The organism is Pseudoxanthomonas sp. CCNWLW251, from assembly GCF_037402255.1.
In the GTDB taxonomy this organism is placed as follows: Bacteria; Pseudomonadota; Gammaproteobacteria; order Xanthomonadales; family Xanthomonadaceae; genus Pseudoxanthomonas_A.
Genome location: NZ_JBBEGA010000002.1, coordinates 743,729 through 762,766, shown reverse-complemented (window position 1 = coordinate 762,766; position 19,038 = coordinate 743,729). Strand labels below are relative to the sequence as shown.

Here is a 19,038-nt window from a genome sequence, read left to right as displayed (position 1 = left end):
GTCGCTTGCCTTGAAGGGGGCGAATGACCGGATGTCAGCGTGGCCCGAAACGGCCGCGGCAACCGCGATCCACCCACACCTGGGTGCCGGAGTAGCCCCAGCTGTAGCCTTCGCGGCAACTGGTGTTGGACAGCTGCTGCTGCAGGATCGGCCGGCCCTGGCGTGGGTCGTAGGCGCAGGTCTTGCGACGGTTGTCGTCGCTGCTGCACGTAATGGTGTAGCCGTTGTTGCCACCACCGCCCCACCCGTTGCCCGAGTCGCGGAACTCGGCGCGGCAGCCGCTCCGCACCCAGATCATGCCCTGGCGCTGGCCCCAGTTCTGGTTCTCGTTGCAGCGGGTCGAAGACAGGTTGCGCTGGACCACCGCGCGTCCGCGGAAGCTGGTACGGCATTCGCGGTAGGCATTGTTGGCGCTTTCGCAGACCACGGTGGAGCCGCCCGAACCGCCCCAGCCTCCGCCCGACCCTTCGGTGAAACGGCCGCGACAGCCGCGATCCACCCAGACTACGCCATTGCCGCTGCCCCAGTTCTGGCCCTCCACGCAGCGGGTGCTCGAGAGGTTCTGCGCGAGCACGGCGTTGCGCCGGAAACCGGTCCGGCATTCCCGGCGACGGTTGTCCTTGCTTTCGCAGGTGACCTGGCCGTTGGCGGGTGGATTCGGATTCCAGCCGCCATTGTTGCCGCCGAGCGACTGGGCGATGTCCTGTTTGATGCGACTGAAGGTCCAACGGGACCGGTTGACCTGGTCGAGGTAGAAGCGGAGCTGGTCGTCCGGGATGCGGCGACCGCGGGACTGCTCCGAGTATTCCAGGCTGATCACGCGCGTCTGGTCCTGGACGGACAACTGGCGCAGGTCTTCCGGGGCGTAGGCCCGCGTGCCGACCTGGGCGAACGCGCTGCCGGCCATGAAGGCCAGCAACAGTACGAGGACGGACTGCAACAACGGCTTCTTCATGGCGGTACCCTCCGAGGGAGGCGCCAGCATACGCCGGAGCCGTTAAGGCCATGCAGGGAAGGCCGGGAGGGTAGGCGGGCGGATGACGGGGTAAACTAGCCGGCTTGACCAGCCAGTGGCTGTTTTGAAACCTTCCGGCACTGCCGGACGACCTGTGGAGCCCCCATGCGTACCCATTTCTGCGGCCTCGTCGACGAGGCCTTGATCGGCCAGACCGTGACCCTGTGCGGCTGGACCGACGTCGCCCGCAACCTCGGCGGCGTGTGCTTCATCGACCTGCGCGACCATGAGGGCATCGTGCAGGTGACCGTGGACCCGTCCAATGCCGAGGTGTTCAAGGTCGCCGCGTCGCTGGGCTACGAGGACGTGCTGCAGGTCGAGGGTGTCGTGCGTGCGCGCGAAGCCGTCAACACCAAGATCCGCACCGGCCAGGTGGAAGTGATCGCCACCAGGATCACCGTGCTCAACAAGGCCGAGCCGCTGCCGTTCCATGCGCACGAGAACCCCGGCGAAGACATCCGCCTGAAGTACCGCTACCTCGACCTGCGCACGCCCGAGATGCAGCGCAAGCAGCGCACCCGCATCAAGCTGGTGCAGGCGCTGCGCCGCTGGCTGGACGCGCGCGGCTTCCAGGACATCGAAACGCCGATCCTCACCAAGGCCACGCCGGAAGGCGCACGCGACTTCCTGGTGCCGGCGCGTATGCACCCGGGCGAGTTCTACGCGCTGCCGCAGTCGCCGCAGCTGTTCAAGCAGATCCTGATGGTGGCCGGCTTCGACCGTTACTACCAGATCGCGCGCTGCTTCCGCGACGAGGCGCTGCGCGCCGACCGCCAGCTGGAGTTCACCCAGCTCGACATGGAGTTCGCCTTCGTGCGCGAGCGCGACGTGCAGGACGCGGTCGAAGGCATGATCCGCGACATCTTCGCCGAAGTGATGGACGTGCAGCTGGATGCACAGTTCCCGCGCATGACCTGGGCCGAGGCGATGCGTCGCTATGGTTCGGACAAGCCGGACCTGCGCATCGCGCTGGAGCTGGTGGACGTGGCCGAGCTGGTGAAGTCCAGCGAGTTCGCCGTATTCACCGGTGCGGCCAACGATCCGGACGGCCGCGTGGCCGCGCTGCGCATCCCCGGCGGGGCGTCGCTGAGCCGCAAGCAGATCGACGAGTACGCCGCGCATGCCGCCAAGTACGGCGCGAAAGGCCTGGCCTACATCAAGATCGACGAGGCGGGCGCGGTCAGTTCGCCGATCCAGAAGTTCTTCGCCGAAGACGCCTTCGCGGCGCTGGTGAAGCATGTCGGCGCCGGCAACGGCGACATCGTGTTCTTCGGCGCGGGCGGCTACAACAAGGTCAGCGACTTCATGGGCGCGCTGCGCCTGAAGGCCGGCAAGGACTTCGGCCTGGTGCAGGACGGCTGGAAGCCCCTGTGGGTCACCGATTTCCCGATGTTCGAGTACGACGACGAAGCACAGCGCTACGTCGCGCTCCACCACCCCTTCACCGCGCCCGCGGTGGACGACATCGCTGACCTGCGCGCGAACGCCAAGACGGCGGTATCGCGCGGCTACGACATGGTGCTGAACGGCAACGAGATCGGCGGCGGTTCGATCCGCATCCATCGCCCCGAGATGCAGAGCACGGTGTTCGAGCTGCTCGGCATCGGCGCGGAAGAAGCGGAAGCCAAGTTCGGCTTCCTGCTGGACGCGCTGCGCTTCGGCGCGCCGCCGCACGGCGGCATCGCGTTCGGCATCGACCGCATCGCGGCGTTGATGGCCGGCACGGAGTCGATCCGCGACGTCATCCCGTTCCCGAAGACCACCACCGCGCAGTGCCTGATGACCGGCGCCCCGTCGCCGATCCCGGATGAGCAGCTGGCGGAAGTGCACATTCAAGTGCGCCCCAAGAAAGACTGATCGAGAGAACCAAGAAATGACGGAAGTTGCTTTTTCGCTGGAGTGGGAACGCCTGGGCAATGAAGGCGCCGATGCAGCGCTGGTGACGGAACGCGCGCGCGTGTTCGGTGGCTGGCTGGTGCGCGTCGGCACGTCGCCGGCGGCGATGGCGGTGACGTTCGTGCCGGACGGCCAGGGCCGCTGGGACGGCGAGGACTTCGGCGAAGACGATTACGAAGAAGAAGACGAAGAAGAGTACGAAGAGGAAGAAGACGAGGACGCCGACGAGGAAGACGAGGCGGACGAAGACGAAGAGGAAGAAGAGGACGCCTGAGCGTGCGGATCCGTCGCGCCACCGTCGATGACGCTGCCGTGCTGTCGGACCTGGCGTCGCGCACGTTCACCGAGACCTTCGGCCATCTGTATCCCGCCGAGGATCTGGCGGCGTTCCTCGCCGATGCCTACGAGGTGGGCAAGCAGCGGACGATCCTGTCTCACCCGGACTACGCGGTGTGGTTGCTGGAAGACGACGGTGTGGCCGTGGGTCATGCCGCCGCCGGGCCGTGCGGGTTGCCGCATCCGGAGGTGCAGGTCGGTGATGGTGAGCTGAAGCGGTTGTATGTGCTGGCGTCGCACCAGAATGGTGGGTGGGGCGGGAAGCTGTTCGCGGAAGTCGAGCGGTGGTTGATGAAGGATGGGCCGCGGACGGTGTGGATCGGGGTGTGGTCGGAGAATTTCGGCGCGCAGCGGTTTTATGAGCGGCAGGGGTTCTCGCGCGTGGGTGGGTACAAGTTTGCGGTGGGGAAGACGCTGGATGATGAGTTCATCCTGCGGCGGGATGCTTCATTCGGCTGACGCAAAAGCATTCCGCTAGCCCTGCGGGCCAGCGGGCAACTTTTCTTTGTAAGCGCAAAGAAAAGTTACCAAAAGAAAGCGCTTTTCCCGACGAAGCAATCTCATAACTCGGGCGCTATGTGGATTTTCCGGTTCGCCTTCCTGGCGAATCGGAAAACGGCGGGCGTCCTGCCCGCCGCCCTTCGGGTCTGGTCGGCTCGCTGGCGCATCGACGCAGGAAAATCAAAAGCAAACGGCCGCGTTAGCGGCCGTTGCTGTTGGTGGAGCTGTGCTTACTTCTGCAGGAAGGTCAGCAGGTCCTGGTTGACGCGGTCCTTGTGGGTGTCCGTGAGGCCGTGCGGGGCGCCGGGGTAGACGATCAGGTGGGCGTCCTTGATCAGCTTGGCCGAGGCCTTGCCGGAGGCGTCGATGGGGACGATCTGGTCGTCGTCACCGTGGATCACCAGGGTGGGAATGTCGAACTTCTTCAGGTCGCTGCGGAAGTCGGTGGCCGAGAACGCCGCGATCGAGTCGTAGGTGTTCTTGTGGCCGGCCTGCATGCCCTGTGCCCACCAGCTGTCGATCAAGCCCTGCGACACCTTCGCGCCCCGGCGGTTGAAGCCGTAGAACGGGCCGGAGGCGATGTCCAGGTAAAGCTGCGAGCGGTTGGCCAGTGAGCCGTTACGGATGCCGTCGAACACTTCGATCGGCAGCCCGCCCGGGTTGTCGGCGGTCTTCAGCATCAGCGGTGGCACGGCGCTGATCAGCACGGCCTTCTTGACCCGGCCGGTGCCGTGGCGGCCGATGTAGCGCGCCACTTCGCCGCCACCGGTGGAGAAGCCGACCGCGGTGACGTCCTTCAGGTCCAGCGTGTTGATCACGGTGGCCAGGTCGTCTGCATAGTGGTCCATGTCGTTGCCGTCCCACGGCTGGCTGGAGCGTCCGTGGCCGCGGCGGTCGTGCGCAATCACGCGGTAGCCCTTGGAGGCCAGGAAGATCATCTGCGATTCCCAGCTGTCCGAGGACAGCGGCCAGCCGTGGCTGAAGGTGACGACCGGGCCGTTCTTCGGGCCCCAGTCCTTGTAGTACAGGTGCACGCCATCGGCGGTGGTGATGTAGCTCGCCGTGCGTTCGACAGCGACCGGGGCGGTGGTGGATGCGGGCTGCGCGGCGAAGCTGGCCTGGGTGGCGACGGCCAGCAGCGTGGCGGCGAGGGTGCGGGTGAAGGCGTTCATGGTGTCGGTTCCTGCGAGGGGTGGTGGGTCAGGAAGGAAGGTCAGTCGGCGATCACCAGCGTCACGTCGATGTTGCCGCGCGTGGCGTTGGAGTAAGGGCAGACGATGTGGGCGGCGTCGACCAGGGCCTGCAGCTGCTCGCGGGCGACACCCGGGGCGGCGATGGTCAGTTCGGCCTGGATGCCGAAACCGGTGGGAATCTGGCCGATGCCGACCTTGCCGGTGACGGTGGTCGTGGGGGGCAGGGCGACCTTCTGCTTGCCGGCGACGAACTTCAGCGCGCCGAGGAAGCAGGCCGAATAGCCGGCCGCGAAGAGTTGTTCGGGGTTGGTGCCGTCGCCGCCGGCGCCGCCCAGTTCGCGCGGGGTGGACAGCTTGACGTCCAGCACGCCGTCGGACGAGGTGGCCTGGCCTTCGCGGCCGCCCGTGGCGGTGGCGGTGGCGGTGTAGAGGATCTTTTCGACGGACATGGCGGTGTTCCTTCTGGTGAGTGGGTGGTCCAGACGGGGTGTCGTCCGGTGAGGTGTACTTTGCGCCGCCAGGCAGTACGAAGGGTGATGTAGAATCCTGAAAACTTGATCAGGAGTTTCTTCATGGTCGACAGGCTGGCGGTCCTGCTGGAACGTTTCTCGGTCACGGCGCAGGTGTTCCATGCCGGCGCGCTGTGCGGCATCAACACGCTGGAAGGCGAGGCGGGTGTGGGCCAGTTGCACCTGATCCGGCGTGGGCCGCTGGAGGTCTTCCACGGCAACACGTCCCTGGGCATCGACCAGCCCAGCCTGCTGCTCTACCCGCGCGCGATGTCGCACCGGTTTGTCAGCGATGCGGAAAAAGGCGCGGACATGGCGTGCGCCAACCTGCGGTTCGAAGGTGGCGCGCAGAACCCGATCTGTGCCGCGCTGCCGGACGTGGTGTGCCTGCCGCTGGACGGCATCTTCGGCGCGTCGGACGTGTTGGCATTGCTGTTCGAGGAAGCTTTCACCCAGCGCTGTGGGCGCACCGCGCTGGTCAACCGGCTGTTCGAAGTGGTGATGATCCAGATCCTGCGCCAGCTGATGGAAACGGGCGAGGTGAAGGGCGGCATGCTGGCCGGCCTCTCCCATCCGCGCCTGCGCAACGCGATCGTCGCCATGCACGAAGCGCCGTCGAAGGACTGGACGCTGGATGAGCTGGCGCGCGTGGCGGGCATGTCGCGCAGCGTGTTCGCCACGCATTTCCGCGAGGCGCTGGGCATCACGCCGGGCCAGTACCTGCAGGGCTGGCGCGTGGGCCTGGCGCAGCAGGCGCTCCAGCGCGGCAAGCCGTTGAAGGTGGTTGCGTCCGACGTGGGCTATGGCAGCGAGGCCGCGCTGTCGCGTGCGTTCAAGGCGCACAGCGGCCTGTCGCCGCGCGAATGGAAACGCCAGGCCGGAGCGGCTGCCTGAGCCGCGTCAGGCGTCCTGCCGGCGTGCGGCCGGCTGCGCACGCAGCTGCACGATCTCCGAACGCGGCGGCGCGCCGAACAGGCGCTTGTATTCGCGACTGAACTGCGAGGCGCTCTCGTAACCGACGCGGCGCGCGGCGGTGTTCGCCTCCAGGCCTTCGCCCAGCATCAGGCGGCGGGCCTCGTGCAGGCGCAGGTGCTTCTGGAACTGCAGCGGCGACATCGAGGTGGCTGCCTTGAACTGGTGGTGCAGCGACGACACGCTCATGTGCAGCGACTCGGCCATCGCATCGATGCTCAGCGGCTCGTGGAAGCGGTCGCGCAGGGCCTGCACCGCGCGGGCGATGCGGTGCGAACGGCTGCCGGCGGTGACCAGTTCGCGCAGGCGGTGGCCGAGGTCGCCGGTGAGCGCGCGGTAATAGATCTCGCGCTGGATCAGCGGGGCGAGTGCGCCCACATCCTCCGGTTCCTCCAGCAGCCGCATCAGCCGCAGCACCGCATCGAGCAGGGCGCCGCTGGCGCGCGCCGAGTACAGGCCGCGGTCCACCGCTTCGGCCGTGCGCGAAGCCGGTGTTTCGAGCATCAGCGCACCCAGCTGGTCCATGTCGATGTCCAGGCGCAGGCTCAGGTAGGGGTGCTCCGGCGTGGCCTCGATGATCTGGCCCAGTGCCGGCAGCGTCATCGACACCACCAGGTAGTGGAGCGGGTCGTAGTGGTAGGTCTCGCCCGCCAGGATCGCGATCTTGCGGCCCTGCGCCACGATGCACAGGCGGGGTTCGTACAGCACGGCACTGCACGGCCGCGGTTCGCTGAAGCGCATGAGGAAAAGCGACGGGATGGCCGTGGCATGCACGCCGTCGTCGGTCGCCAATCGGGCAATCCGGTCGGCGAGTTCCGCTTGCGGTGCGTGGCGCGGAAGTTGCGCGACGCTGTCGGGAAAAGCATTGTCGTTCATGGCGTGGGGGTCCATGCGGCGAAGCGTGACTTTAGCGCGACGAAGCGTGGGCGTGCATCGTCGCGCCTGCGTGGTTTGCAGAATCGGGCAAGTTTCGCGCAGCAATGCACTAACCGCCAGGGCAGGCGCTGGCCTATCGTGCCTGCATGTCGTCGCGTTGCGCGATGCGGCGGCATCTCCTCCCCCAAGGCTGACGGAAAACATCCCGATGTGGATCGTCGAATACGCGCTGTCGCGCCGATACACCATCGGCGTGCTGGCCATCCTGATCCTGTTGTTCGGCGTGCAGTCCGCACGCCGCATGCCCACCGACATCCTGCCGGAGGTCGGCATTCCGTCGGTCAACATCATCTGGACGTACAGCGGCCTGCCCGCGGCGGAGATGGCGGCCAAGCTGACTTCGTTCTCCGAGATCGCCGTCCTCAACAACGTCGACGACATCAAGGAAGTCCGCTCGGAAAGCCTGAGCGGCATCGGCATCGCGCGGGTGGACTTCCAGCCGGGCGTGAACCTGGAACGTGCGCTGGCGCAGATCACCGCCGTCTCGCAGACGATCCTGCGGCGCATGCCGCCGGGCACGTCGCCGCCGCTGGTGGTGCGCAACAATGTTTCCAGCACGCCGGTGCTGCAACTGGTGCTGTCGTCGGATGCCTTGAGCCAGGCGCAGCTGTACGACTACGCACGCCTGCAGCTGCGTTCGCAGATCCAGTCCATCCCCGGTATCCGCATGACCCTGCCGTACGGCGGTGCTGCGCGGCAGATCATGGTGGACCTGGATCCGCGCGCGCTGCAGACCCATGGGCTGACGCCCGCACAGGTCACCGGCGCACTGGAGCGCGGCAGCCCTACCTTGCCATCCGGCACGATCCGCGAAGGCACGCGTGAACTGCAGATCGCACTGGAAACCAGCCCGGCCGACGCCGCGGGGTTCCTCGACCTGCCCATCACTACGCGCGGCGGCAACGTCATCTACGTGCGCGATGTCGCCTCGGTGCGCGACGGCGGCGCGCTGCAGACCAACATCGCGCGCATGGACGGCGCCAATGCCGTGTCGGTGGCCCTGATCAAGATGGGCGGCGCCTCGGCGGTGGAGATCGTGCGTTCCGTGCGCGAGCGCCTGCCCGAGATCGAGGCTTCCGCGCCGCCCGGCATGCGGATCGAACCGATCTTCGACCAGTCGGTGTTCGTCGACAACGCGATCGGCTCCATCCGTCACGAGGCCATGCTGGTCGGCGTGCTGGTGGCGCTGGTGGTGCTGGTGTTCATCGGCTCGTGGCGCTCCAGCCTGATCGTGCTGTCGGCGATCCCGCTGGCGCTGCTGGCCTCGGTGACGATGCTCTACCTGCTGGGCTACACCTTCAACGTGATGACGCTGGGCGGGCTGGCCCTGGCCATCGGCATCCTGGTCGACAACGCGGTGGTGGACGTGGAGAACACCAACCGCCACATCGCCGAGGGCAAGGATGTGCGCAGCGCGATCCTGGCCAGCGCGAAGGAAGTCGTGTTCCCGGAATTCGTTTCCACGGTCTCCATCTGCATCGTGCTGACGCCGATCCTGCTGATGACGGGCCTGTCGGCGTGGGTGTTCACGCCACTCGCACTGGCGGTGATCTTCGCCATGGCCGCCTCGTTCCTGCTCTCGCGCACGCTCATCCCGGTGCTGTGCTACCTGCTGCTGCCGGCCGACATCCGCAGCCGGCAGGCGCCGCGCTGGGCGGCCGAGCGCCGCCTGCTGGCGGTCAATCACCGCGTGGAGCACGTACTCGACGGCCTGCGCGACCGCCACCACGCGCTGCTGGTGAAGCTCGGCCACCATGGTGGCGTGCTGCTGGTGGTGGCCCTGTTGATGATCGGCGCGGGCGCGGTGTCGGCGCTGTCGCTGGGCCGCGAGTACTTTCCGCACGTGGATGCGGGCCAGATCCGCCTGCAGGTCCGCCTGCCCAGCGGCCTGCGGCTGGAGGAAACGGCGCAGCGGCTGGCCGACATCCAGCGCGAGATCCGCGAGATCGTGCCGGCGAGCGAACTGCAGACGGTCTACGAGCAGATCGGCATTCCCGACGCGGTGAACCTGGCGTGGGTGGACAGCGCGGTGGTGGGCTCGTTCGAGGCCGAAGTGATGCTCCAGCTGCGCAGCCCGCACGGACCCAGCGCGGACTACCTGGCGAAGATCCGCGAGCGCGTGGCGCAGAAGTATCCCGACGCGAAGGTATTCGAGCGTCCACCGGATGCCACCAGCCGCACGCTGGCCGGCTCCGCGGTGGGTGCGCTGGAAGTGCGCGTCAACGGCCGCGATGCCGCCGGCAACCTGGTGCTGGCGCGCGAACTGGAATCGCGCCTGCGCGACGTGCCCGGCGCGGTCGACGTGATGCTGCGCCAGGTGCTGGACCTGCCGGAGTACTACATCGCCATCGACCGCACGCGGGCCGCGCAGCTGGGCATCAGCGCGCAGGACGCCAGCCGTGCGGTGCTCGCGGTGCTGGGCTCGGCCGGCACGGTCAGCCCGGTGTACTGGGTCGACCAGGCCAATGCCACGTCGTACACGGTGCAGGTGCAGGCGCCGCCGGCGAACCTGGCCGGGCTGGAGACGCTGCTCAACACGCCGGTACGGATCGGCGACGACGGCCAGACGGTGCTCCTGCGCAGCATCGCGCAGGTGTCGCCGCGCACGGTGCCGGCGAGCGTCGGACGCACGATGATGGCGCCCACGGCCAGCGTGATGGCGAACGTGCAGGGCACCGATCTCGGCGCCGTGCATGCGGCTTTGGGCGACATCGTCGCCGACCTGGAGCCGCGCCTGAAGCCGGGCAACCGCATCGAGATCGTCGGCCAGGCCGGCGAGATGCAGAACGCGTATGGCGAACTGGCCACGGGCCTGCTGATGTCGGCGGTGCTGGTGTTCCTGGTGCTGGTGGTCAACTTCCAGTCGTGGATCCAGCCGCTGGTGGCGATGTCCGGTCTGCCCATCGCGATCGCCGGCGCGGCGGTCGGCCTGCTGGTCACCGGCACGCCGCTCAGCGTGCCGGCGTTGATGGGCGTGATGATGGTGATCGGCGTGTCCACCGCGAACAGCGTGCTGGTCACCAGCTTCGCCCGCGGCCTGATCGCCGACGGCCACGATCCCGAACAGGCCGCGTACGAAGCCGCGGCCGTGCGCCTCCGTCCGGTACTGATGACGGCCAGCGCGATGGTGCTCGGCATCATCCCGATGGCGCTGGGCCTGGGCGAGGGCGGTGAGCAGAACGCGCCGCTGGGTCGTGCGGTGATCGGCGGCCTGCTGTTCGGCACGCCGGCCACGCTGATCATCGTGCCATCCATCCTGGCCGTGCTGGGCCGCCGCCTGCGGCGTTCCGAATCCCGAATCGAAGCCGGCGCTCAGGGCGCCGATGCAGGAGTAGCGATATGAAGCCGATGCTTGCCATGCGTCAGTATTTCCCCATCGCGCTGGCGCCGGTCGCGCTGGTGCTGCTGTCCGCCTGCAGCCGCAGCGCGGCGGAGGCGCCTGCGGCGCAGGCCGTGCCGGAAGTGCTGACGGCACAGGCGCGCGCCGCCGAGGCGGACTTCGCGATGACCCTGCCGGCGCGCGCGCTGGCCGGCGAAACCGCGCAGCTTTATCCGCGGGCCACCGGCTTCGTCAGCGAGCGCCTGGTGGACCTGGGCGACCACGTTGCGGAAGGGCAGGTGCTGGCCGTGATCGCCAATCCCGAGGCCGACCAGTCCGTGCGCGAAGCGCAGGCCGAAGTGGTCCGCCTGCGCGCGGCGCTGGACCTGGCACGGGTGAACTACGACCGCGCCGCGGCGCTGGTGGAATCCGGCGCGATCTCGCGCGAGCTGTACAGCGACCGCAGCGCCAACCGCGATGCCGCACGGGCCGCGCTGGCAGCGGCCCAGGCACGACTGGAGAGCGCGCGCGAGCGACAGGGGTTCCAGCGCGTGCGCGCACCGTTCGCCGGCGTGATCGCCGCGCGCAACGTGGACCGGGGCGACCGCGTGGTCGGCGATGCCGCCACCGCCGCACCGCTGTTCGAACTCAACGCACTCGATCCGCTGCGGATCCTGGTGGACGTGCCGCAGGGCGCCGCACTGCAGGTGCGGCCGGGCCTGCAGGCGGAAGTGACCTTTCCCGAGTTGCCGGGCCAGCGCTTCGCCGCGGAGATCGTGCGCAGCGCGCAGAGCATTTCCGACGAGGCCGGTGGGATGCGGGTGGAGTTGCGCCTGCCCAACCCGGACAACCGCATTCCCGCGGGCATGGTCGGCCAGGTCAGCCTGCAAGTACCGCGCGCCGCGCCGGCGGTGCTCGTGCCGCTGTCGGCGATCTCCGGTCCGGCCGGGCGCTCGCGCGTGGCCCGGGTGGGTGCGGATTCGGTGCTCGAATTCCGGCCCGTGCTGCTGGGGCGCGACCTGGGGGGCGATGTCGAAGTGCTCGACGGACTGAGCGTGGGCGACCAGGTCGTGTTGTCGCCCAATGCGCTGCTTCAGGCAGGGACGCGGGTGACGGTGAAGAAGCCCGCCTCCTGATGCGGTGGTGTTCCGGCGGCGGCCACGCCAGACTGGAACCATGGAAAAAGTCGAGGCGGGTTCAAGGCCACGTGTCTTGCTGGTGCACGGCATCTGGAACGCGAAGTCCTGGTTGACGCCGCTTGCGCGGCGCCTGCGGCACGAGGGCTTCGAGGTGGAGGTGTTCGGCTATCCGAGCATCCTGGGTGGCCCCGAGCCGGCGATCGCCGCACTGATCCGCCGCCTGCAGGACGGCCCGCCCACCCATCTGGTGGGCCATAGCCTGGGCGGGCTGATCGGACTGGAAGCGCTGCGCCGCGCGCCCGGCCTGCCCGTGCAGCGCATGGTCTGCCTGGGGTCGCCGCTGTGTGGCAGCGGCGCGGCCCGCAGCCTGGGCCGGCGTGCATGGACGGCGGCCGTGCTCGGCCGCAGCGGTGCGCTGCTGCAGACAGGTTGCGTGCCCTGGCAGGGAACGGTGCCGGTGGGGATGGTGGCCGGGAACGTGGCGCGCGGCATCGGTCGGCTGATCACCCGTTTCGACGGCGAATCGGATGGCACCGTCGGGCTGGATGAAACCCGGCTGCCGGGGTTGGCCGCGCATTGCGTGGTGCCGGCCAGCCATACGGGGCTGGTGTTCTCGGCCGATGCCGCACGCCAGGCGGCCCGTTTCCTGCGTGATGGCCGCTTCGACGGGCAGGACTGACGTGCGCATGGGGGCGCGTATAATCCGCGCCCTTGTCAGTGCACTCCGGAAGTCACCATGGGCAGAGGCCCGTCCATCGAAGCCCGCAAGAACGCCACCGACGCCAAGCGCGGCAAGATCTTCACCAAGATCATCCGCGAGATCGGCGTGGCGGCCCGCGCCGGTGGCGGCGAGCCAGCCAACAATCCGCGACTGCGCGCAGCGGTGGACAAGGGCCTGTCGGCCAACATGTCCAAGGACGTCATCGAGCGCGCCATCAAGAAGGCGACCGGTGAGCTGGAAGGCGTGGTCTTCGAGGAGATCCGCTACGAGGGCTATGCGCCGGGCGGCGTGGCGGTGATCGTCGACTGCCTGACCGACAACCGCGTGCGTACCGTGGCCGAAGTCCGCCATGCGTTCGGCAAGTGCGGCGGCAACATGGGCACCGAAGGCTCGGTGGCCTTCATGTTCAAGCGGCTGGGCGTGCTGAGCTACGCCCCTGGCGCGGACGAAGAGAAGATCACCGAAGCCGCCATCGAGGCCGGCGCCGACGACATCGTGGTGTATCCCGATGACGGATCCATCGACGTGGTCACCACGCCCGAGGCGTTCTCGTCGGTGAAGGACGCGATGGAAGCCGCCGGACTGGCGCCTGGCCACGCCGAGATCACCTTCCGCGCCGACAACGACATCGCCGTGCAGGGCGACACGGCAATGCAGGTGAAGAAGCTGCTGGACATGCTGGAAGACCTGGATGATGTGCAGGACGTTTACTCCAACGCCGAGTTGGGCGCGGATGCGTATGTGTAGTCGCCGTGCGCGGGAACGGGTGATGGCGGGCCATCACGTCCCGTGACCCGCATCCTCGGCATCGACCCGGGTTCTCAGCGTACCGGCGTGGGCATCATCGACGTGGATGCGGCGGGCAAGACCACGCACGTCTATCATGCGCCGCTGGTGCTGCTGGGTGCCGACGATTTCCCGCAGCGGCTGCGTCGCCTGCTGGACGGCCTGGCCGACATCATCACCACCTGGCAGCCGGATGAAGTCGCGATCGAGAAGGTGTTCATGGCGCGCAATCCCGATTCGGCGTTGAAGCTGGGGCAGGCGCGCGGCGCTGCCATCAGCGCGGTCGTACTGCGCGACCTGCCCGTGCACGAGTACGCGGCCAAGGAAGTGAAACTGGCCGTCGTGGGTCGCGGCAGCGCCGAGAAGGGCCAGATCCAGCACATGGTCGGGATCATGCTGAACCTGCACGGCAAGTTGCAGGCCGACGCCGCCGACGCGCTGGCGGTCGCCATCACCCACGCGCACGTACGCGCCACGGCCAAGCGGCTGGGCGTGAGTTCGCAACTGGCCTGGAGCAGGAAATGATCGGTCGGCGTTCGCTGAGCGAGCCCCTCTCCCGGCGGGAGAGGGGTTGGGGTGAGGGCAGCGGAAGTCCGGATGATCGAGGACTCATGCGACAGACCGCGCTCCGCTGTTCGCCGCCATGGACTCGGTTCGGCCCTCATCCGGCGCGTCGCGCCACCTTCTCCCGGTGGGAGAAGGGAAACGCAGGAGTTTCTCCATGATCGGACGTCTTCGCGGGATCCTGGCGTACAAGTCGCCCCCCTGGCTGGTCATCGATGTGGGCGGGGTCGGTTACGAGCTGGAAGCGCCGATGAGCACCTTCTACGATCTGCCCGATGTCGGCCGCGAGGTGCTGCTGTTCACCCATTACGCGCAGAAAGAAGACAGCGTGTCGCTGTACGGCTTCCTGCGCGAAGGCGAACGCAGGCTGTTCCGCGACGTGCAGAAGGTCAGCGGCGTGGGCGCGAAGATCGCGCTGGCGGTGCTGTCGGGCGCCAGCGTGGACGAGTTCGCGCGCATGGTGCAGGCCGGCGACATCACTGCGCTCACGCGCATCCCCGGCATTGGCAAGAAGACCGCCGAACGCATGGTGGTGGAACTGCGCGACCGCGCGGCCGACCTGATGGGTACCGGCGTGGGCGGCATCAGCGCGCTGCCGGCCGATCCGCAGTCCGAAGCCACCATCGCCCTGCAGCAGCTGGGTTACAAGCCGGCGGAAGCGACCCGCATGGCACGCGACGCGACCGCGGCCGGCGACGATGCCGCCACCATCATCCGCAAGGCCCTGCAGTCCGCCTTGCGCTGATCGCGGCTTTAGAGCACCTCTTCACTCATCGAGCGCTACCCTCCGGCCGCCATGTCCAGCCCTTCCTCTCCCCATACCGACGCCGGCAACACCGGGCAGCACGGTCATACGCAAGCCGGCATGGCCGCGCTGGTGGCCGGCGCCGTCGGCGTGGTGTTCGGCGACATCGGCACCAGCCCGCTGTACACGATCAAGGAGATGTTCCATCCCCATTTCGGCCTGACGCCGGACGCGGACACCGTGCGCGGCCTGCTGTCGCTCGGCTTCTGGTCGCTGCTGCTGGTGGTCACGCTGAAGTACGTCATCGTCATCATGCGCGCCGACAACGATGGCGAGGGCGGCATCATGGCACTGACCGCGCTGGCCCAGCGCAGCCTCACCAAGGGCTCGCGGCTCAGCTACACGGTCGGCATACTGGGCATCTTCGGCGCGGCGCTGTTCTTCGGTGACGGCATGATCACGCCGCCCATCACCGTGCTGGGCGCGGTCGAGGGCCTGGAGGTGGTCTCGCCGGTGTTCAAGCAATGGGTGGTGCCGATCAGCCTGGTCATCCTGACCGGCCTGTTCGCGTTCCAGCGCTTCGGCACGGCCAAGGTGGGCAAGGCGTTCGGACCGGTGATGATCATCTGGTTCATCGTGCTGGCCGGCTTCGGCATCTACAACATCGCGCACAACCCCTCGGTGCTGGCCGCGCTGAATCCCTACTGGGCCTGGCATTTCTTCGTCACCCACGACTGGCACGCGGTGCTGATCCTCGGCGCGGTGGTGCTGACCGTCACCGGTGGCGAAGCGCTGTATGCCGACATGGGCCACTTCGGCAAGCGTCCCATCCGCTGGGGCTGGTTCGCCTTCGTGCTGCCGGCGCTGGTGCTGAACTACTACGGCCAGGGCGCCGTGCTGCTGAAGCATCCGGAAGCCGTGGCCAATCCGTTCTACATGTCGATCCCCGGGTGGGCGCAGATCCCGATGCTGGTGCTGGCGACCACGGCGGCAGCGGTGGCTTCGCAGGCGGTGATCACCGGTGCGTTCTCGGTGACGCGCCAGGCCATCCAGCTGGGCTACCTGCCGCGCCTGCACATCAAATACACCTCGAAGGACACGATCGGACAGATCTACGTGCCCTCGGTCAATATGATGCTCTACCTGGCTGTGATCGTGCTGGTGCTGAGCTTCCAGAGCTCCGGCGCGCTGGCCACCGCATACGGTCTGTCGGTCACCGGCACTATGCTGATCGACACGCTGTTGCTGGCGATCGTGGCGTATACGCGCTGGCCGGATTCCCGCAAATGGGTGCTGCCGCTGTGCGGCGTGTTCCTGGTGATCGACCTGGCCTTCCTGTTCGCCAACGGCGCCAAACTGGTGACCGGAATCGGCGCGTGGGTGCCGCTGTTCATCGGCATCACCGCGTTCACCATGATGCGTACCTGGCGCCGCGGTCGCGAACTGCTGCATGGCGAAGTGCAGAAGGAAGGCATCCGCCTGGACACCTTCCTGCCGGGCCTGATGCTGGCGCCGCCCGTGCGCGTGCCCGGCACGGCGATCTTCCTGACGGCTGACAAGGGCGTGGTGCCGCACGCATTGCTGCACAACCTGAAGCACAACAAGGTGCTGCACGAGCGCAACGTGTTCCTCACGGTCGAGACGCTGACGGTGCCTTATGCGCCCAAGAAGAAGCGCCTGAAGATCGAGCCCATCGGCGACGATTTCTACCGCGTCGTGATCAGCTATGGCTTCGCCGAGACACCTGACGTGCCGCAGGCGCTGATGGGCTCCTGTGACCAGGGTGGTGTGTACTTCGACCCGATGGAGACCACCTATTTCGCCAGCCGCGAAACCATCGTGGCCGCGCGCCACGGCGGCATGCCGGTCTGGCGCGACAAGCTGTTCGCGGTCATGCACCGCAACGCCGCGCCCGCGACCGGCTTCTTCCGCATTCCCGGCAACCGGTTGGTGGAACTGGGGGCGCAGGTCGAAATCTGACCTGCGCGGCGCGGGAAAGATGAAGCATGGCGGGCGGTTTCACGCATAATCCCCGCATGACCGCAGACCGCATCATCACCTCGTCCGCCACGCGCGAAGACGAGGCCATCGAGGCCAGCATCCGCCCCAAGCGGCTCGACGAGTATCTGGGCCAGAAGCCGGTCCGCGAGCAGCTGGACATCTACATCCAGGCGGCGAAAGGTCGCGGTGAAGCGCTCGACCATGTGCTGATCTTCGGGCCGCCGGGGCTGGGCAAGACCACCTTGAGCCACGTCATCGCCAACGAACTGGGCGTGAACCTGCGGTCCACGTCCGGCCCGGTGATCGAGAAGGCGGGCGACCTGGCCGCGCTGCTGACCAACCTGCAGCCGCACGATGTGCTGTTCGTCGACGAGATCCATCGCCTGTCGCCCGTGGTCGAGGAAGTGCTGTATCCGGCGATGGAGGATTTCCAGATCGACATCATGATCGGCGAGGGGCCTGCCGCGCGGTCGATCAAGCTGGACCTGCCGCCCTTCACCCTGATCGGCGCCACCACGCGAGCCGGCCTGCTGACCGCGCCGCTGCGCGACCGCTTCGGGATCGTGCAGCGGCTGGAGTTCTACACGCCCGACGAGCTCACCCGCATCGTGCAGCGTTCGGCGCGCATCCTGGGCATGGACTGCGTGCCGGAAGGGGCAGGGGAGATCGCCCGGCGCGCGCGCGGCACCCCGCGCATCGCCAACCGGCTGCTTCGCCGCGTGCGCGACTATGCGCAGGTCAAGGCCGATGGCCACATCGACGTCGACGTCGCGCGCGCCGCCATGCAGATGCTGAAGGTGGACCCGGAGGGTTTCGACGAACTCGACCGCCGCATGCTGCGCACCATCGTGGACAACTTCGACGGCGGCCCGGTGGGCGTGGAGTCGCTGGCGGCCGCCCTGAGCGAAGAGCGGGGCACGCTGGAAGACGTCATCGAACCCTACCTGATCCAGCAGGGTTTCCTGGTCCGTACCGCGCGCGGCCGGATGGCCACCCGCAAGGCCTATCTGCACCTGGGGTTGACGCCGAAGGGCCGCGTGCCCGATGCGGGTGATGCGCCCGGCGAACTCTTCTGACGGCCACTGGTTTCAGGATGGTATGCACGACAACGTGCGGGAGCGCATGCTTTGACGACTGATTCGCCGATGATCGCCGGGGATCCGGCTCCGTTCATCTTTCCGACACGCGTCTATTGGGAAGATACCGACGCCGGTGGCGTGGTGTACCACGCGCAGTACGTGGCTTTCCTGGAGCGGACCCGCACCGAGTGGTTGCGGGCCCGTGGATACGCCCAGGAACAACTGCGCCAGACCCACGACCTGGTGTTCGCCGTCCGTGCGATGCGCCTGGATTTCCTGCGCCCCGCCCGGTTGGACGATCTGCTGCAGGTGAGCGCGCGCATCCACCAGTGCAAGCGGGCCAGCGTGATCTTCGCCCAGTCCATCGAGCGGGATGGCGAAGTGCTGCTGACCGCCGAGGTGAAAGTCGCCGCGCTCAGCGCCTCGGGTTTCAGACCCGTCGCGCTGCCTGGGGCGTTGTACGAGGAGTTCCGCCGGCTCGAGACACCGGGCCGTCCGCTCTAACCCGATACGCAACACGAACCGAGACTCGAGGAACAACGGATGATCGCAACGCTGCTGGCCTTCCAGGACACCGTGGTGGAGGCATTGCCGCCGGAGACCGCCGCCGCCGCCGCCGAGGCCACGGCAGGCACCGTGCACAGCGGGATCAACTACATCAACCTGATGCTCAAGGCGAGCCTGCCGGTCCAGTTGATCGTATTGTTGCTGCTGGCCGGGTCGTTGATCAGCTGGGTGATCATTTTCCGCAAGGCGCGCGTGTTCAAGACCGCCAACCGCGATGCCGACGAATTCGAGGGCCGGTTCTGGTCCGGCGCGGAGCTGCACAAGCTGTATGCCGGCGCCGCCGACCGCAACCGCGTGGTCACCGGGCTGGAAGCGATCTTCGAAGCCGGCTTCCGCGAGTTCACCCGCCTGCGCGACAAGCGCGGCCTCGACGGGCGCGCGCAATTGGAAGGCGCGCAGCGTGCGATGCGCGTCACCTACACGCGCGAAGTCGACCAGCTCGAACGCAATCTGGAACTGCTGGCCAACATCGGCTCGACCGCGCCCTACGTGGGCCTGGTGGGCACGGTATTCGGCATCATGGTGACCATGCACGACATGCTCAACAGCGGTGAGCAGGCGGGTATCGCCGCGGTGGCGCCGGGCATTTCCGAGGCCCTGTTCGCCACGGCCATCGGTCTGTTCGTGGCCATTCCGGCCGTGTGGGCCTACAACCGCTTCACCACCCGCGTCGAGCGGCTGTCGGTGCGCTACGAGAGCTTCGCCGAGGAATTCAGCTCCATCCTGCAGCGACAGAATTCGGCCGAGTAAGCGGAGCCC

At 67.7% G+C, this 19,038-nt stretch carries 18 protein-coding genes; 14 read left to right on the top strand and 4 right to left on the bottom strand.

The window, feature by feature from the left end; genetic code table 11:
- Window positions 1-34: 34 nt before the first annotated feature.
- Entirely contained in the window at window positions 35-955 is a 921-nt protein-coding gene (locus WBN46_RS10675; RefSeq protein WP_337731487.1) for a DUF3011 domain-containing protein, read from the bottom strand.
- Window positions 956-1,120: 165 nt separating this feature from the next.
- Here WBN46_RS10675 and aspS point away from each other — a divergent pair, with 165 nt between their 5' ends.
- Genes aspS through WBN46_RS10660 form a run of 3 tightly spaced genes read left to right on the top strand, consistent with a single transcriptional unit; the run spans window position 1,121 to window position 3,706 of the window.
- Entirely contained in the window at window positions 1,121-2,872 is a 1,752-nt protein-coding gene (aspS, locus tag WBN46_RS10670; protein ID WP_337731486.1) for an aspartate--tRNA ligase, read from the top strand.
- 16 nt (window positions 2,873-2,888) lie between these two features.
- Window positions 2,889-3,185, top strand: a complete 297-nt coding sequence (locus WBN46_RS10665; RefSeq protein WP_175455731.1) for a DNA primase — start codon at window positions 2,889-2,891, stop codon at window positions 3,183-3,185.
- A complete protein-coding gene (locus WBN46_RS10660) occupies window positions 3,182-3,706 on the top strand; it encodes a GNAT family N-acetyltransferase (protein ID WP_337731915.1) in 525 nt (174 codons plus the stop codon). The genes WBN46_RS10665 and WBN46_RS10660 overlap by 4 nt, the downstream gene beginning before the upstream one ends.
- Window positions 3,707-3,978: 272 nt before the next feature.
- Here WBN46_RS10660 and WBN46_RS10655 read toward each other — a convergent pair whose 3' ends face one another.
- Complete coding sequence (locus WBN46_RS10655) at window positions 3,979-4,920, bottom strand: alpha/beta hydrolase (protein WP_337731485.1); 942 nt, start codon at window positions 4,918-4,920, stop codon at window positions 3,979-3,981.
- A gap of 41 nt (window positions 4,921-4,961) precedes the next feature.
- Window positions 4,962-5,390 carry an organic hydroperoxide resistance protein gene (locus WBN46_RS10650; RefSeq protein WP_337731484.1) on the bottom strand — a complete coding sequence of 143 codons (429 nt, stop codon included), beginning with the start codon at window positions 5,388-5,390 and terminating at the stop codon, window positions 4,962-4,964.
- A gap of 123 nt (window positions 5,391-5,513) precedes the next feature.
- Between WBN46_RS10650 and WBN46_RS10645 the strand changes: the two genes are divergently transcribed.
- Window positions 5,514-6,344, top strand: a complete 831-nt coding sequence (locus tag WBN46_RS10645; protein WP_337731483.1) for an AraC family transcriptional regulator — start codon at window positions 5,514-5,516, stop codon at window positions 6,342-6,344.
- Window positions 6,345-6,350: 6 nt separating this feature from the next.
- On the opposite strand, the gene WBN46_RS10640 is transcribed toward WBN46_RS10645, so the two are convergent.
- Window positions 6,351-7,298 (bottom strand): AraC family transcriptional regulator, encoded by a 948-nt coding sequence (locus tag WBN46_RS10640; RefSeq protein ID WP_337731482.1) that lies wholly within the window; start codon window positions 7,296-7,298, stop codon window positions 6,351-6,353.
- Between the two features lie 208 nt (window positions 7,299-7,506).
- On the opposite strand from WBN46_RS10640, the gene WBN46_RS10635 reads away from it, so the two are divergent.
- The 10 genes from WBN46_RS10635 (at window position 7,507) to tolQ (ending at window position 19,029) form a co-directional block, all read left to right on the top strand.
- Window positions 7,507-10,701, top strand: coding sequence for an efflux RND transporter permease subunit (locus WBN46_RS10635; protein ID WP_337731481.1), 3,195 nt, complete (start codon window positions 7,507-7,509; stop codon window positions 10,699-10,701).
- Window positions 10,698-11,813 (top strand): efflux RND transporter periplasmic adaptor subunit, encoded by a 1,116-nt coding sequence (locus WBN46_RS10630; RefSeq protein ID WP_337731479.1) that lies wholly within the window; start codon window positions 10,698-10,700, stop codon window positions 11,811-11,813. The genes WBN46_RS10635 and WBN46_RS10630 overlap by 4 nt, the downstream gene beginning before the upstream one ends.
- 40 nt (window positions 11,814-11,853) lie before the next feature.
- Window positions 11,854-12,495: an alpha/beta hydrolase gene (locus WBN46_RS10625; protein WP_337731478.1), complete on the top strand. Its 642-nt coding sequence runs from the start codon at window positions 11,854-11,856 to the stop codon at window positions 12,493-12,495.
- 57 nt (window positions 12,496-12,552) lie between these two features.
- Window positions 12,553-13,284, top strand: coding sequence for a YebC/PmpR family DNA-binding transcriptional regulator (locus WBN46_RS10620; protein ID WP_337731477.1), 732 nt, complete (start codon window positions 12,553-12,555; stop codon window positions 13,282-13,284).
- A gap of 42 nt (window positions 13,285-13,326) precedes the next feature.
- The gene (gene ruvC / locus WBN46_RS10615) at window positions 13,327-13,848 is read left to right on the top strand and encodes a crossover junction endodeoxyribonuclease RuvC (protein WP_142125756.1); all 522 of its coding nucleotides are present in this window, start codon (window positions 13,327-13,329) and stop codon (window positions 13,846-13,848) included.
- Window positions 13,849-14,044: 196 nt separating this feature from the next.
- The gene (gene ruvA / locus WBN46_RS10610; protein ID WP_192201981.1) at window positions 14,045-14,632 is read left to right on the top strand and encodes a Holliday junction branch migration protein RuvA; all 588 of its coding nucleotides are present in this window, start codon (window positions 14,045-14,047) and stop codon (window positions 14,630-14,632) included.
- 120 nt (window positions 14,633-14,752) lie between these two features.
- Window positions 14,753-16,612, top strand: coding sequence for a potassium transporter Kup (locus WBN46_RS10605; protein WP_337731914.1), 1,860 nt, complete (start codon window positions 14,753-14,755; stop codon window positions 16,610-16,612).
- Window positions 16,613-16,668: 56 nt separating this feature from the next.
- Window positions 16,669-17,709, top strand: a complete 1,041-nt coding sequence (gene ruvB, locus WBN46_RS10600) for a Holliday junction branch migration DNA helicase RuvB (RefSeq protein ID WP_337731476.1) — start codon at window positions 16,669-16,671, stop codon at window positions 17,707-17,709.
- 69 nt (window positions 17,710-17,778) lie between these two features.
- On the top strand, window positions 17,779-18,216 hold the full coding sequence (ybgC, locus tag WBN46_RS10595) for a tol-pal system-associated acyl-CoA thioesterase (RefSeq protein WP_337731913.1): 438 nt from the start codon (window positions 17,779-17,781) through the stop codon (window positions 18,214-18,216).
- 39 nt (window positions 18,217-18,255) lie between these two features.
- Window positions 18,256-19,029 carry a protein TolQ gene (tolQ, locus tag WBN46_RS10590; protein WP_337731475.1) on the top strand — a complete coding sequence of 258 codons (774 nt, stop codon included), beginning with the start codon at window positions 18,256-18,258 and terminating at the stop codon, window positions 19,027-19,029.
- Window positions 19,030-19,038: the final 9 nt, after the last annotated feature.